General features: G+C 37.0%; 12 protein-coding genes and 1 riboswitch. All 12 genes read right to left on the reverse strand.

Annotation, left to right across the window (positions count from 1 at the left end; translation table 11 throughout):
- Positions 1 to 78: 78 nt before the first annotated feature.
- A complete protein-coding gene (locus tag MWH25_RS00005) occupies positions 79 to 567 on the reverse strand; it encodes a MogA/MoaB family molybdenum cofactor biosynthesis protein (protein WP_248624464.1) in 489 nt (162 codons plus the stop codon).
- Complete coding sequence (gene moaC, locus MWH25_RS12795) at positions 560 to 1,480, reverse strand: cyclic pyranopterin monophosphate synthase MoaC (RefSeq protein ID WP_282706823.1); 921 nt, start codon at positions 1,478 to 1,480, stop codon at positions 560 to 562. Before moaC ends, MWH25_RS00005 begins: the two co-directional genes overlap by 8 nt.
- A gap of 4 nt (positions 1,481 to 1,484) precedes the next feature.
- A complete protein-coding gene (gene moaA, locus MWH25_RS00015; protein ID WP_248624466.1) occupies positions 1,485 to 2,468 on the reverse strand; it encodes a GTP 3',8-cyclase MoaA in 984 nt (327 codons plus the stop codon).
- A 133-nt stretch (positions 2,469 to 2,601) separates the two neighbouring features.
- Positions 2,602 to 4,275: a molybdopterin-binding protein gene (locus MWH25_RS00020; RefSeq protein WP_248624469.1), complete on the reverse strand. Its 1,674-nt coding sequence runs from the start codon at positions 4,273 to 4,275 to the stop codon at positions 2,602 to 2,604.
- A gap of 264 nt (positions 4,276 to 4,539) precedes the next feature.
- Complete coding sequence (locus MWH25_RS00025) at positions 4,540 to 5,775, reverse strand: molybdopterin molybdotransferase MoeA (protein WP_248624472.1); 1,236 nt, start codon at positions 5,773 to 5,775, stop codon at positions 4,540 to 4,542.
- 329 nt (positions 5,776 to 6,104) lie between these two features.
- Entirely contained in the window at positions 6,105 to 6,704 is a 600-nt protein-coding gene (gene mobA / locus MWH25_RS00030) for a molybdenum cofactor guanylyltransferase (RefSeq protein WP_248624474.1), read from the reverse strand.
- A gap of 243 nt (positions 6,705 to 6,947) precedes the next feature.
- Positions 6,948 to 7,070: riboswitch (molybdenum cofactor riboswitch) on the reverse strand.
- 375 nt (positions 7,071 to 7,445) lie between these two features.
- The gene (locus MWH25_RS00035) at positions 7,446 to 8,816 is read right to left on the reverse strand and encodes an MATE family efflux transporter (protein ID WP_248624476.1); all 1,371 of its coding nucleotides are present in this window, start codon (positions 8,814 to 8,816) and stop codon (positions 7,446 to 7,448) included.
- 243 nt (positions 8,817 to 9,059) lie between these two features.
- Positions 9,060 to 10,829: a TIGR04190 family B12-binding domain/radical SAM domain protein gene (locus MWH25_RS00040; RefSeq protein ID WP_248624478.1), complete on the reverse strand. Its 1,770-nt coding sequence runs from the start codon at positions 10,827 to 10,829 to the stop codon at positions 9,060 to 9,062.
- 561 nt (positions 10,830 to 11,390) lie between these two features.
- Positions 11,391 to 11,873 carry a siroheme decarboxylase subunit beta gene (ahbB, locus tag MWH25_RS00045; RefSeq protein ID WP_248624480.1) on the reverse strand — a complete coding sequence of 161 codons (483 nt, stop codon included), beginning with the start codon at positions 11,871 to 11,873 and terminating at the stop codon, positions 11,391 to 11,393.
- A gap of 4 nt (positions 11,874 to 11,877) precedes the next feature.
- Positions 11,878 to 12,348 carry a siroheme decarboxylase subunit alpha gene (gene ahbA / locus MWH25_RS00050; protein WP_248624482.1) on the reverse strand — a complete coding sequence of 157 codons (471 nt, stop codon included), beginning with the start codon at positions 12,346 to 12,348 and terminating at the stop codon, positions 11,878 to 11,880.
- A complete protein-coding gene (nirJ2, locus tag MWH25_RS00055; protein WP_248624484.1) occupies positions 12,329 to 13,342 on the reverse strand; it encodes a putative heme d1 biosynthesis radical SAM protein NirJ2 in 1,014 nt (337 codons plus the stop codon). The genes ahbA and nirJ2 overlap by 20 nt, the downstream gene beginning before the upstream one ends.
- A gap of 463 nt (positions 13,343 to 13,805) precedes the next feature.
- Complete coding sequence (gene nirJ1 / locus MWH25_RS00060; protein ID WP_248624486.1) at positions 13,806 to 15,002, reverse strand: putative heme d1 biosynthesis radical SAM protein NirJ1; 1,197 nt, start codon at positions 15,000 to 15,002, stop codon at positions 13,806 to 13,808.
- Positions 15,003 to 15,600 lie beyond the last annotated feature (598 nt).

Genomic DNA, 15,600 nt, shown 5'->3' on the forward strand with positions numbered 1-15,600 from the left:
TATTCACTATTCAATGCTCTTTCTCTCCAGGTTCTGCGAACCCTCCGTGATGAAAAAAATCCGCTCTTAGATTTTTTTCTATCTTGCACAGTCTTCTACTTGATCCTGTAACAATCGAACAGCGTGAGGAATCGCTGGCAAGATGACTTCTAAACACTCCTCAACTGCTATTGGACTGCCTGGTAAGTTAACAATCAATGACTTATTTCTAATTCCACAGACTGCTCTTGATAACATCGCATGGTGGGTCTTTTTGATACTTTCAGCTCGCATTGCTTCAGCTAAACCTGGCACCTCCTTATCAATCACCTCTAAAGTAGCATCAGGAGTGAAATCTCGTGGTGCTAAACCTGTCCCTCCTGTGGTCAAGATCAGATTAAGCTCTAGATCATCGGCTTGCTTCTTTAATTCTTCAATGATTAGCTTCTTATCATCAGGAATCACCTCATAATACTCAACTACTCCATCGATCTCCTCTACAATCTTCTCGATCGTTGGCCCGCTTTTGTCTTCCCGCTTTCCAGCAGCACCTTTATCACTCAAAGTTAAAACTCCTACCTTAATCATTGATCAACACCTCCAACTTAACTCCTGATTTAACCGTTCCACCTTGAATCACCTTAGCAAAGATACCACGTTTTGGCATAATACAATCGCCTACTTGATGATAAATCTTGCAGCGATCATGGCACTCCTTACCAATCTGAGTCACTTCTAAGATTATCTCCTCACCTAATTTTAACTTCCTTCCAATTGGTAACTCTGGCAATTTCAATCCTTGAGTCACTATATTTTCTCCAAAAGCACCCAATTCTAAATCTAACCCTTGCTCTCGCATCAAATTAATATCCTCAATAGCTAATAAACTGACCTGACGATGCCAATCTCCAGCATGAGCATCCCCTGCCAAACCATAATCCTCCTTAAAAGTTGCCTCAGCTATCTCTTCTTTAGCAATTCCCTTCTCTGGACTGCTACAAAAAGCAATCGCTTCCCCTACTAAATCTTGAGCTAAATAGACTCCACTCTTACCACCAGTCTTCTTTAACAATTTAATCCCCCCTATCTCAATCCCTTTATCAACTGCCTTACACATATCATAAATCGTCAATCCTGCAACCGAAACAGCAGTCAATGCCTCCATCTCTACCCCTGTCTTCCCTGCAATCTTAGTAGTCGCAAGAATTTCAATCGTTGCTTCTTCTTCAATAATATTAAACTTCAAATCAACCCCGCTGATCAATAACGGATGACACATCGGAATCAGATCAGGTGTTCTTTTAACTCCCATAATCCCAGCTACTCGTGCTACTTCCAAAACATCCCCTTTTTCTATCTCTTGATCCTTGATCAAGTCTAAAGTCTTAGAACTAACCTTAACCTTACCTTGAGCAATAGCTACTCGTTTAGTCTTCTGCTTGTCTGTTACATCAACCATTCTTGACCGTCCTTCTTGATCAAAATGACTAAATTTATTCATTGCTTTATCCCCCTATCTGCGACATATGCTTAACCAAATTATCTTCTTGACCTAATTGGTGCTGATCAGGCTTATGACCAATTGCTTCCAAAAATCTCTCTTCTAACTTATCCTCACTACTATTATTCCTAATTAGCTCTTTTAAATTAATTTCATCATCACTACAGAGACAAGGTCGTAACCAGCCAGTTGCCGTTAATCTAATCCGATTACAGCTACTACAGAAATGATTACTGATCGGACTGATGAAACCAACTGATCCCAAGCCCTCAGCAACTTGATAATAATAGGCTGGTCCATTACCCGTAGCAAATTGACTTGGTAATAACTGTTCTTTCTCTTTGATTTTTTTCTTCAATTCTTCTATACTCAAATATTTCTCTTCCTGTTCCAGTTTCTGTCCACCCATCGGCATAAATTCAATAAATCTAACATGGAGTGGATATTTCCGTGTCAAATCGATAAAATCAAAGATCTCATCATCATTAATCCCCTTCATCAATACTGTATTGATCTTGATCGGGGCCAACTCTAACCATAATGCCTCCTCAATTCCTCTCCATACCTGCTCAAACTCTCCAATCCTAGTAATCTCTCTAAATTTATCCCGTTGTAAAGTATCAAGGCTAATATTGACCCGATCCAATCCTGCTTCAACCAAATCAGCACCTTTTTCTTGCAATAAAATCCCATTAGTCGTCAATGAAACCTCTTCAATTCCTTGTATCTCTTTTAACATTCGCACAAAATCTACAATCCCTCTTCTGACCAATGGATCACCACCAGTCAGCCTGATCTTTTTAATCCCTAAGCGAGCAGCAACCCGAACTACCTTAATCAACTCCTCATAACTTAAGAGCTGCTGATGGGTCAAATTATCTACTCCAGTCTCAGGCATACAGTACTGACAACGTAAATTACATCTATCAGTTATTGAAATTCGTAAATAATCTATCCTCCGTCCTAATTGATCAATTAATTCAACCATCTTCTGTCACCTCCATTTTAATTTACAATTTACAATTTACAATTAAATTCAAAAGCATACATTCGAAACACTAAACAGATCAATATTTACAAAGTATCCTACAGCTAAATATTTTGTCTTCCAATATTTTCTTTTAGCTGAGAGTACCCTTCCCCATTTGATAACCAGCCAAATTATTGATCTCTGCTTTAAATCCTTCTTCCTTTAATTGCTCTAACAGCTTCTTTACCCTCTCATCTGACAGATATTCTTGAGGAATAATTAGATCATATCTAACTTTAGCTACCCCTTCTTCACTAGTAGTTAATAAATCATCTGAAGCCAATGAATTCAGCTCTTTCCGCTTGCTTTGTCCCCCTATCTCAGCCTCACGAATAGCCAAATTAACTGCTACAAACTCTCGTCTTCCTAAGAATTTCTCTACGTGAGAATAATCAGATCCAACTGGTAGATGAACCCCAGCTAAATGAACCTCATCCCTTCTCAAAGCAGTCAGACCACCCCTACTACCGACATGTTGTGTAGTGAGGGTAACTCCTCTAGCCTGTAGTTGATTTTTTAATAAATCCAAACTCAAATCATCACTACCAGTAACCAGTAAACAATCAGCACCATTAGCTTCTGTTAACAGTTCAACCTCTACTTCTTCCCCTCTTTCTAACCCTTCACTATACTCTGAAATGGCTACTAATCCATCCGCTTCTACAACTGAACCTAATACCCCAGCCGCTCTAGATAAAGGGCTGGCTACAAGCTGACCATCAAGCTCAGCTAACTTGACCCGAACAAATTCTCTATAACCTAAAGAAGAGACCAACTTCTTACTCAATTTAGCCTTCTTTTTCTTAACTGCTGGTACTTTCCTTCCCGCCAGTTGATAGATTACATTACGGGCAAATAATCTAAAGGTCAATGCTGCTGCTACTGGATAACCTGGCACCCCCATCACAGGAGTATCATCTATCACTCCTAGAATTGTTGGCCCACCTGGTCTGATACTAACCCCATGGACTATCACTTCACCTAATTCATCAATAATCTGTGCCGTATAGTCCTCTCTTCCAGCAGAAGAACCAGCAATAATCACCACAAAATCCCGCTCAGCAACTGCTTGCTTAACCTTCTTTTTTATCTGTTGATAATCATCGGCTACAATCCCTTCACGGATAGGCTTGCCCCGCCATTTCTTAGCTAAACCACCCAAGACATAAGAGTTAAATTCAATAATATCCCCTACTTCTAACTCTTGCTTATCTTCAACCAACTCAGTTCCAGTTGGAATAATCTCTACTTCAGGCTGAGCATAGACTGCTACTTGCTTAACATTCGCTTCTAAGGTAAGTCCAATCGCATAAGGGGTAATCTCTTCTTCTGCAGTCAACACTACCTCTCTTGCAATTAAGCTTTCACCGACCTTTCTGATATGTTGGCCCGGAGCAGCAGGTTTTTCAATCTGAACTGATCCATCTTCCAAGATATTGACATCCTCAATCATAATCACAGCATCAAACTGCTCAGCAACTGGATCACCAGTATCAATCAACTGATACTCCTCTTCTTTAATCAATTTAATTGGATTCTTCTCCGAAGCTCCCGCAGTCAGCTCTGCCTTAACAGCAATCCCATCCATCGCTGAAGCAGGATAATGAGGAGATGAAATATTGGCCACTACCTTCTCAGCTAGCCTACGACCTAATGCTTCCCTAATATCTATCTTCTCAATCTTAGGTTCTAAATTTAATTGAGAGTACCATTTAGATTGAGCTTGATCAAGTGGTAAATTATCTAAATAAATATTTCGTTTCATAACATGACTACCTCCCAGGTTTAAATCAGTGTACAGTTTACGGTGGATATGGTTTTTATGAGTTTCACGAAGGGTCTTGATAAAGACCCGTAGGTACAGTTGACAGTTAAAAACATTAAAACCTTAATATTGATACTTAGTGTCAGTAATCTGTGTCTGTGCCTGTTAAGACCAACACCTTTAACCCCTTTAATTAAGCATGGTTTTTGAAATTAAGATCTTTACTGACACTGACACCTAGTTTTAACTAAGTTAAAATTAATCTTAAAACATCAAAACTCGAACCTCCGTCCCTTGCTCTAACCCTTCCGTCCCTAAATCAATCTTAACCAAACCATCAGCCTCAACCATTGTCGTTGCTAAACTTGACTTTCCAAGCACTGGTACCGCCTCTAAAAAACCATCTTGCTCTTCTAACTTAACTCGAATATACTCCTCTCTTCCCTTATCAGAAGCAACATTCCGACTCAACTTAGCGGTCAAATAATTATCTTCCTTACCGAGCTTATCTTCTAAACCAGCCAATATCTTAACTACCGGTTGAACAACAATCTTAAAAACAGTCATTGCTGAAGTAGGATGCCCTGGCAAGCCAATGATTGGCGTACCATCAACCAAAGCTAAAACTGTTGGTTTACCTGGCTTAATCGAAATTCCATGAACCAAAACCCCAGGCTCTCCCAGTTCATCTACTACTTCTAAGGTTAAATCCTTAGTGCCGACCGAACTACCTCCCGATAAGATTATTAAGTCACTCTCTGCTAAAGCTCCTTCTAATTTATCCTTTAACTCCTGCTTATTATCCCTAATAATCCCACCATAATTGACCACTGCTAAATCTTGACTAAAGCTAGCAATTGAATAAGAATTAATATCTCTGATCTGACCTAATTGTGGAGTTTGACTAGGAGAAATCAATTCATTCCCGGTTGCAAAAATAGTAACTTTAGGTTGGCTGAAAACTTCAACTTCAATAATCCCTAAACCAGCTAAAGCACCTATATCCTGAGCTCTAAGCTGAGAACCTGCCGTCAATAATACCTCACCTTCCGCTATATCTTCACCTTGCTGGACAACATTTTCACCGCTAGCTACTGCTCGACTGATCTCTACTAGATCACTACCCAGTTGCTCGGTATATTCAACCATTAAAACAGCGTCAGCTCCCTCTGGTAACATCCCTCCTGTACTGATCTTGATTGTCTGTCCACTCTCAAGCCGTTGAGTAGCCTCTTCCCCCATCAATACTTCACCAACAAGATTAAGATAAACAGTTTTAGTCTCAGAAGCACCAAAAGTATCTGCAGCCTTAACTGCATAACCATCCATTGTCGCCCTGGTAAAAGGAGGTAAGTTGGTTGGAGATTCAATGTCTTGACTCAAAATTCTACCTGTAGCCTCTTTTAAAGAGACTTTTTCTGAAACCAATTCTTGCTCTAACTTACTAATAAAAATCTGATTAACTTCTTTTGGGTTAATTAAATTAAATAAATTTGACATCTAACCACTCCTTATATCCGTTCTAGTGCTCTCAGTTAAATTTAAGTCTATCACTACAGTACTTCGCAGATAACTAAGTTCCTCTGCTCCCCCGTCTTATTGTACAATGTACAATTGACAATTGACAGTTAAAACCATTAAAATCTTAAATCAAAACCACTCTAAACCTGCAAACATAAGGCATTTCAAAGGTCTTAATTTTTTAAAGTTTTGAGCTTAACTGTAAACTGTTCACTGTACACTGTTAACTCAATATTGTGGCATAAAAGTGCCACAATATTGCAATAAAGCTTCACTTCCAACCTCTATAATATCAAAATTGTCTTAATTTAATGCGGATAATAACAATTAATCTTTTTAGTTAACTCCTTCAAATCAGTTTGGTAGTTAATATTATAAAAATTTCTCTCAGGATCAGTAACTTCTTTAATCTTCTCTTCACTGATAGTCCTCACTGTAACTTCTGGAAAAAAACTGATCAGTTTTAACTGCTGTTTATCTAATTTTCTCTTAACCGGCTCTAAACAGTCTTGACTATAAACTCCAGCTAATGGTTCTAAGTACCCTTCTTTTGTTTTAGGAATTAGGACATCATAATTCTTCTCCTCTTGTTTCAAAAAATTTAGATAATTAAGATCTATACACGGCATATCACAAGCCATCAAAAAATTATACTGAGCATCAGAATAAGTTAATCCAGTATATAAACCACCTAATGGTCCTTGATGAGGGATAATATCCTTTACAAGTTTAATGCCTGTTAAAAAAGAATAAATCGATTTATCATTAACAACCACATATACCTCATCAAATACTTCTTGTAACCTACTACTAACCCTTTCAATTAATCTTTCTCCATCCAATTTAGCCAATGCTTTATTCTTACCAAAACGGGAACTTTTACCTCCAGCTAATAAGATTGCATTCATAATTTAGACACCCTTATATTCATCTATATTTTAAACCAAAATTCAAATTAATATTTAGTTACTATATGCAACTTAATTGATATTAAGTTTAAGTTTAAGGTTAAGTCTAAGTTTAAGTAAGACCTAAGCCCTTATGCTTTTAACGGTTGGCTTAGCCTTACCTCAACTATAAACTGAAGCTTTATTGTAATTCCATAATAATAAAAAAAGCTAATATATTCCCATTTGATTTGGAAAGGAAATATATTAGCTTAACTGTCTCCTTTCCAATTCTGGGAGGACCTAAGATTTCTCCTAAACCCCTATCGGCTAAAATACCATAGAACTTAATTAACAGGTATAATAAGCTCGAAGACACTTATTTAATTTCTATTCAATTCTTATTCAGCCTCTGCTAAAGCGGTTTCAACAGCACTATTGACGCTCCACGGAGCAAGTTCACGTCGATTCCTCATTCTAGAAACGATTTAACAGACACTTCGTAATAAATTCGCAACAGAGGAGCTTGATTTTCGCTTTAATTCCCGTTGCAGTGGTTTTTGAATTTTAAAACCATGAACCCTTATAGTTGTGGATTTATCACGTCAGGCTTTGCCTGTAAGAAGATTTACCTTAACTATTTTTAGTATATCATATTTTAAAGATAATATCTAATTTTTTTTAAATAGCACTTACATCCCGAGAACAAGCCCATCAGGTTTTACGTACAAAATCTATAACCTGAACTAGAATAATCTATGATCATTTTAGTTCAAGCTTCATCTCTGTAAAAATTCTTCGCAATGTGCTCGTCAACCAAAACAGAATCAAGATAGCAGCAATTACTTCAGAAATAGGAAAAGCAAACCATAAAACATCTAAGCCATACAACTGCCCTAATAAATACATAATCGGTAATAATAGAATTATCTGGCGCAAAAAAGAAAGTACCAAACTAGGAATCCCTTTTCCTAATGCTTGAAAGGTAGTCGAAGCAATAATTGCCGGGCCAATGACCGGAAATGCTAAACTGATCCTTCGTAAAGCAACCTCCCCGATCTCTAGTAGCTCTGGAGTATCATTAAATAGTAGAATTAACTCCCTTGGAAACAACTGAAAGATAACAAAACCAGCCCCTGTAAAGATTGAACTGAGCAATAGACCATACTTGATTGTTTCTTTCATTCGCTCTGGCTTTTCATGACCATAATTATAGCCAAGAATCGGCATATAAGCTTGTCCTAATCCAAAGATCGGCATAAAAAAGAAAGACTGTAATCTAAAATAGATCCCTGCTACTGCAATCGCTACAGTACTGAATCCTCCAACAATAATATTCATTACAGCAATCATAATACTTGATAATAATTGCATAATCATTGCTGGTAAACCAACTTCATAAATTTCTTTGATAATTTGAAACTCAAATTCAAACTCTTTAAAATTAAATTTAACTTGAGTTTTGGGACTGAAGAGGATCAAACTAATTAAGACCCCACCAACAAATTTAGAAAAGATACTGGCAATAGCAGCTCCCTCTATTCCTAATTCGGGAAAGATACCAATCCCAAAAATTAAAAAAGGATCTATAATAATATTTAAGATCCCCCCTACTACCAAACCTAACATTGGAACAAAGGTATTCCCTTCTCCCCTCAATATATTATTTGCTATCATAGGATAGAAAAGAGCAATCGAGCCGATCAACATAATTCTAATATAGCGTACTCCCATCTCAATCAATACCTGCTCAGAAGTAAATAACCGAATTAAATTATCAGAATAAAAATAACCTATCAAACCAACGATTACACTATAGACTAAAATAATAACCAGTGTATGCTCTGCTACTTCGTTGGCCCTGCTTACCTTCCCTTCCCCTAGTAATCTTGAAATTAAAGAGCTAGTTCCAACTCCTGTTCCAACTGCAATTGCAATCAAGACTATCTGAATAGGAAAAGCCAAAGATAAAGCTGCCAAAGCCTCTTGACTACTACGCCCAACATAAATACTATCTACCACATTATATAAGGCTTGAGTACTCATTCCAATAATTGAAGGCACCGATAATTTAAATAATAACTTTAAAATTTTTTCTTCTCCTAATCGTTCTGAATTACTATTGACTGCCACTTCAAATTCTCCTTTTAAAATTTCTAAAATAATTTTGTATTAATAGTTCATGTACCTCAACTTAATACATGTTTTTCTAATTAACTTAGTGAACCTCCACCCCCAAATCAAAAACAAGAGTTAGAGGTGGCTTCTAACTGCTTCATATAGATTAAAATTCAATCTACATTACTAGGTTAGTTTGAAAGATGTTTGGTTTTTAAGTTTCCTCCTAATAAAACAGCACTTTTTTCATAAATTATTTTATTCTCTATAGACACCACTATTAGAGACAAACTTTCCTTTCAACTCCTGCCAAAAAAGACTAGCAGTCAAACGACCTAATGCAAATATATTCCGCAACCCACTACTGTTAGGCCATTTCATCTCATCTTGATCACAGATACTATACTTTCCAAAATCACTCAACCGCTTCTGTAAACTTTCCAACTTAGCATCCTGCTGCTCAGAAGGAAGTTCATAAATATCATCGATCTCTTCTAAAATCTGACGAGATTCAGTAATTCGTTCCTTGACTTGAAAATAGACTTCTTCCTCTAATAGATCCAGTTCATACTTTAATTCATTCAATCCTAGAGCAGAATCATAGGTAGCATTAGCAATGTCATCCCTCGTCATCCAATCAGTCTCATAGCTTAACATATGCTTCCAACTAGGCTCTAACAAAGCCTGACGGTGATCTTCTAAAGAATGACAGAGTTTATGGTAACCATACTCCTCTGGATTCTCAAAAGCAGGGGACGCAGGATCAAGAAACGGAGCTAAAGGAGCTACAAAAGGCACAATCTTACCTGCTCCTATCTCTGGTAACAGTTCACGACAGTAATCAACAACATCAACAGCGTCCTCGTAAGTCTGTTCTGGCAGTCCAACCATGAAGAAAATATCAATTTTACGACAGCCATGCTGTAATGCAGTCACTAAAGTCTCTTCAAATTTAGCATTAGAAACAGGAAACTTACCACCTTTCCCTTTTCTAATTCGCTCTAGATGAGATTCTACACTTATCTGTAAACTGTAACGAGAAGTTGCATCATCTAACCGCTTAAGATAATCTTCAGAAGCTGGAGCAAAGAGTTCAAAGACAAATTCATTGTCAATATCTTCCTTCTCTAACAGATCAAAAAATTGATTAGCATAATCTTCTCCTCCCATACGTGGATCATGGACTACAAAAATAGGTGCCTTAGAGAAAGAAGAGATAAACTTAACATCCTCAATCAGCTTACTAGGAGAACGAAAAGCTGGTCCCTTCTCCCTATTAGATACATCTTTAATTGCAGAGCCACAGCCTCCACAGATAGGACAATTAACGGAACAGCCCCGCGAAATCAGTAGCATAGTTGTAGGATAATCAAACCAACCTTGATAAGGAACAACATTCTTCATACTACCATACTTCAAAACTGACTTAAAAACATAATCATAAGCAGGTAAAGAGGCATAATCTAAATCCTGAGGGATAAAATCAAAATCATTGACCACCGTTTCCCCCCCAGATTTCCAGGTCAAATTTGGAACACGACTTAGATCACCACCATTGTCTAAAGTCTCTATTAACTGCAATAATGGTTCTTCAGTTGAATCTCCTCTAATTACAAAATCAACTTCAGGATAATCGATCAACTCTTCGTGATAATATGAAGAACTGTATCCTCCAAAAATAACTGGTTTGTCAGGATGATATTTCTTTATCAATTTGGCAACTTCCAAGCTTCCATGGGCATGAGGGAGCCAGTGGAGATCAACTCCAAAATAACGAGCCTGAGAACAACGAATAACCTTCTCTGGATTATAGCTAGAGGACTGGAGCATTCGATAGGCTAGATTAATTATCTGAGCATTATAGCCATACCGTTCTAAATACTCAGCTAAACTAGTAATTCCGATTGGATACATTTCAAAAATAGAAGAGGAGGGAATTACATCACTGATCGGGCCAAAAACCTCAGGTCGTTCACGAAAATCATATACACTAGGTGGATGGAAAAAGATCATATCTTTATCAAACATTAAATAAACCCTCCTTAATTTAATTAGTCTTCTCAGCTAAATTTATGTCTATCACTACAGTGCTTCGCAGATAACTAAGTTTCTCTGCACCCCCGTCTTAGTGTACAATTTACTCAATATTTGCAAAGCATCCTATATTTTCTTTTAGCTGAGAGTACTCTTACTTAATATAGCTAAACAATCTTCCCTCTTCAAGCGATATCATTATATCATATTAATAAAAACATTTGAAGTTAGATAGACTTAAAAAATTAACTACTAATAAAAAAAGGAAAGGCAACCTTACTTTTCTACATATCAAAAGTTACATGATTGAGAACTAGAATTATACCTATAAAATACTTACTTATTTGTACGCTCTAGTCATTTAAAGAAAAACATCCTCAATTTAATATTAACCTAAAGATAGATTATAGTCAAAATATTTTAAAGGAAGTAACAACTAATCAGTTAGAACTAGGAGTTATTGAAGGTAATTTCATGCTCTGCAGCTACAGGTGAATACTCCATACAAGCAGCAGTGCCTCTGATTCCTGTTCTATTTTCAATATTAAAGGACCATTACTCTTCACAAAAATACTTCATACTCGTCTTTTTCAATTCTTCTGTACTATATAGTATCTTATATTCCGCAATCCCTGTCTTTTCTGAAATTTCCTGAGCAATCTCTTCAACCTCTGACTGACTCTGCCCATGGATCATCGAAAAGAGGCTATAAGGCCAATCAGGATAGGTTGGTCGTTGATAGACATGGCTAATCTCTTCATAACTGGTCATTAGCTTTCCTACCTCTTCACGCCGTTCAGGTGATACTAACCAAGCTCCCATTCCATTAAATTGATAACCAGCTTGGCGATGATAGAGAATAACCCCCATCCGACGTAGTCTGCCTTCTTCTTTTAATTGCTTTAATCGGGCCAATAACTCTTCTTTGCTAATTTCTAACTCATCTGCGATCTTCTGATAAGGACGTTCAACTAAAGGTAGCTCCCCTTGGACTGCCCTAATAATCTCCTTATCCAGCTGACTAATCCTTATGTTCATCTTATTAGCCCTCCTTTTCCAAATTAAGCTTAACTCCTAATTTATAAAATCGCTCGGCAGGTAAATTGTGCAATACTTTAACTCCTACTAAAACCTCAATCTCAGCTAACTGCTCTTCTAAACTAGCTTGGTCAGGAGCAATTAAGGTAAACCAGAGATTGAAGTCATGATTACGTCGATAATTATGGGTCACCCCTTGATATTGATTAACTTCTTCAACCACCTGATAAAACTGCTCTTCAGCTACCTTAGCAGCAGCTAAAGTACTGACATAACCTAGTTTTTTGGAGCTAAAAATACCACCCAACCGACGAATATAACCAGCTTCTTTTAATTCTTTAATTCGCTCAATTACTTCTTGCCCACTCAACCCTAATTCTTCTCCTAATCTCTGATATGGCCTAGAGTCTAAAGGGAATTCTCGCTGGGCCAAAGTCAATAATTTCTTATCTAATTCATCTAATTGCTTTACCATCTAACATCCCCCCCCGATGGCACCACGGCTCCCCAGCCATATAGTCACCATCTGAATAATAGTAAGCCCGAGCTCGACAACCTCCACAAATCTCAATATGTTGGCAACTCCCACAACTACCTTTATAATCCATTGTTCTTAATTCTTCAAATATCTTAGCTTCAGCCCACAATTTAGAAAAAACTGTTTCCTTAACATTGCCCACCTTGACCGGCAAATAAGGGCAGATATGTACATCTCCATTGGGTAAGATACAACAGTAATCAGTCCCTGCTAAACAGCCTCGAGTAAATCTCATATTCATTTCCTTCTCTTTGGCTACTGCCATAAACTGTGGAGCACAAGTCGGTTTCAGTTCAATCTCAACCTCCTTTTGCTTCTCCATAATCCGCTCAATCATCTGATGATATCTGTTGGCCCGGACTGAATCACGTTCGATCTCTTTTCCTCTTCCTGTCGGTACCAAAAAGAATGGATGATGAGCTTTAGCCCCCAACTCAATTGCAAAATCAGTAATCTCTTCAAATTCATCATAGTTTAAATCACTGATCGTAGTATTGATCTGAACAGGCAAGCCAGCCTCAATACAATTCTTAATCCCAGTTACAGCTTGCTCCCAAGCACCTTCTAGCTGCCTAAAGTGATCATGCACTTCAGGCTTAACACTATCCAAACTGATTCCCATTCCTGCTGCTCCAGCCTCTTTTAATTTATAGGCAACCTCTTCAGTGATATACATTCCATTAGTCCCAAAGACTGGACGCATACCTAAACTGGCTGCATGTTCAACTAGCTGATAGATATCATCTCTTAGTAAAGGCTCACCACCACTGAAGATCATAATCTTAAATCCAGCCTTAGCTATCTCTGTTAATAACTCTTTTCCTTCGCTGGTAGTCAATTCATCTGCCTGTTTCTCTTTTGGCCCTGAATCACGATAACAATGCTTACAATATAAGTTACATTCTTTAGTAGTATTCCAAGAAATAATCACTAATATTTCCCCCCCTAGTAAAAACAATTAATAATGAATAACTAATAGTGAATAGTTAAGTTCAAAATCATTTATAAGTTCAAAATCATTTAGTAGCAAACACTAATCTATTTCACTATAGCTACTTTTCTAATTGCCGATTGCTTTCTTATCTATCTCCACATTTTATAAGCTTAAAAACTTTCCTTATGCTGCTGATAACCACTGCTTTAAAACTGTAATTTCTATTAGCAGCTACTCTCTATTCTCTGTTCATTGTTTACTGTTCGCTACCTCCGAGTTTTATAAACCAAAAAACCCTCCGTTAGCCACTGATAAGTCATCACTTTAAAATTGTAATTTCCTAACTAGTGACTCTTCTCTATTCTCTGCTCTTCTTTAGATTTTTTGTTACTATTTATTACTTGAATTTTAACTGTACATTGTACATTGTAAATTGTACATTTGTTTTAACTATTCATTATTAAATATTCATTGCTCTTTCACTCAAGCCAACCTCTTCATCAGTCAGATAACAGGCTGGATCCTCATGCCAAAAATCCCCATGAATTGCTTCAGCACGGGCTCTAAAGTTACCGTTACAGACTTCTAACCACTTACAGCTACTACAACGTCCCTTCAACAACTTCTTGCGCTCCTTCAATCCGGCTAAAATATTGTTCTGAGAGCTGTCAGTCCAAATTTCACTGAACTTTCTTTCCCTAATATTACCGAAGGTATGATTTTGAGTAAACTGATCAGGATGAACATTGCCCTGCCAATCAACATTGGCAATTGCAATTCCTGTTCGATTTCCACCATTTCTCTGTAGCAACTTCAAGATTTTCTCTGCCTTCGCCGGAGCCTCTTCCTTCATCTTTAAGTAAGTATAAATTCCATCGGCATGATTATCGACCGTCAAGATCTCTTTATCAAGACCCCTTCTTTGAAAGTCTAGGGTTCGCTCTATAATTAAATCCATTACTTCTCGTGATTGTTGTAATGAAATATCTTCTTGAACCATTTCACTCCCCCGACCAGAATAGACTAAATGGTAAAAACAGGCCCGAGGAATATTCTCTTCTTCTAGTAGATCAAAGATTTGCCCTACCTCTTGATAATTATGCCGATTAATAGTAAAACGCAGACCTACCTTCTGATCAATCTCTAAACAGTTATGAATTCCTTGTAATGCCTCTTTAAAAGCTCCTTTTTTGCCTCGGAACCGATCATTAGTCGCTTCCATCCCATCTAGACTGATTCCGACATACCCTACTCCTATATCCTTTAATCTACGAGCAACATCTTTAGTGATTAGGGTTCCATTGGTTGAAATCGTTGGTCTAATCCCTTTTTGAGCAGTATAATCAGCCAGTTCAAAAATATCCTTTCTTATTAATGGTTCTCCTCCTGAAAATAATAAGACCGGTACATTAAATTCTACTAAATCATCAATAAATTTTTTTGCTTCAGCAGTCGTTAATTCACCACTATAACCCTTGTAATCAGAATCAGAATAACAATGAGTACAACTCAAATTACAGGTCCTGGTCATATTCCAAACTACGACTGGTCCTCTATTCTCCTTAGTCCCATACCGTTGCCCTTTTGATTTTTTACTATAACGTAATTTATCACCAAATTTATCCTTGCCGCCTAATAACTTAGATACTCCAATCATAATTAGCTCCACCCCTTTGTCGAAAATTAGTGCTCTCAATTCAAGACATAGCCTTTCGATTCTCAACTAAATCAAAGTCTACTATGACACTACTCAGCAGATATTCAAATCATTATGCACTCCCGTTTTAGTGTACAATTTACAATGTACAGTTAAAATTCAAATCCACACAATCAAAACACTAAGTATTCATTCTCCCAACATTTTCTTGATATTCTCTTAATAATTTATATTCTTAAAAAGAGAGATTTAAAATCCCTGCTTATAAACTAGTGATTGATTAGTTAAATTCGATTGTTCCTCATTACACTGCTAAAACCAAAAAAATTATAGCTAAATTTCTCTTTCCTTCCCAAAAATAAAGCTGTTAATAACATAACCTAACTTAAGAGAATTTATTTATTGATATAAAGTGGCACTTTGCCACTTTATATCAGTGTACAGTTTACAGTTGACGGTTGACAGTTAAAGACCTTAAAACCTTAAGATCAAAACCACTCTAAACCTATAATTCTAAGTCTTTTCATAGGTTTTAGGATCTTAAGATTTTGATCTTAACTGTAAACTGTTCACTGTACACTGTCAACTCAATTATGTG

This window comes from Natroniella acetigena, assembly GCF_023227745.1.
In the GTDB taxonomy this organism is placed as follows: Bacteria; Bacillota; Halanaerobiia; order Halobacteroidales; family Halobacteroidaceae; genus Natroniella; species Natroniella acetigena.

Bases quoted from the DNA above. Each gene is read 5' to 3' on its own strand.
- moaA (WP_248624466.1), bottom strand. From the start codon at position 2,468: ATGGTTGAATTAATTGATCAATTAGGACGGAGGATAGATTATTTACGA.
- MWH25_RS00020 (WP_248624469.1), bottom strand. From the start codon at position 4,275: ATGAAACGAAATATTTATTTAGATAATTTACCACTTGATCAAGCTCAA.
- MWH25_RS00005 (WP_248624464.1), bottom strand. From the start codon at position 567: ATGATTAAGGTAGGAGTTTTAACTTTGAGTGATAAAGGTGCTGCTGGA.
- nirJ1 (WP_248624486.1), bottom strand. From the start codon at position 15,002: ATGATTGGAGTATCTAAGTTATTAGGCGGCAAGGATAAATTTGGTGAT.
- MWH25_RS00040 (WP_248624478.1), bottom strand. From the start codon at position 10,829: ATGTTTGATAAAGATATGATCTTTTTCCATCCACCTAGTGTATATGAT.
- ahbB (WP_248624480.1), bottom strand. From the start codon at position 11,873: ATGAACATAAGGATTAGTCAGCTGGATAAGGAGATTATTAGGGCAGTC.
- MWH25_RS00025 (WP_248624472.1), bottom strand. From the start codon at position 5,775: ATGTCAAATTTATTTAATTTAATTAACCCAAAAGAAGTTAATCAGATT.
- ahbA (WP_248624482.1), bottom strand. From the start codon at position 12,348: ATGGTAAAGCAATTAGATGAATTAGATAAGAAATTATTGACTTTGGCC.
- mobA (WP_248624474.1), bottom strand. From the start codon at position 6,704: ATGAATGCAATCTTATTAGCTGGAGGTAAAAGTTCCCGTTTTGGTAAG.
- moaC (WP_282706823.1), bottom strand. From the start codon at position 1,480: ATGAATAAATTTAGTCATTTTGATCAAGAAGGACGGTCAAGAATGGTT.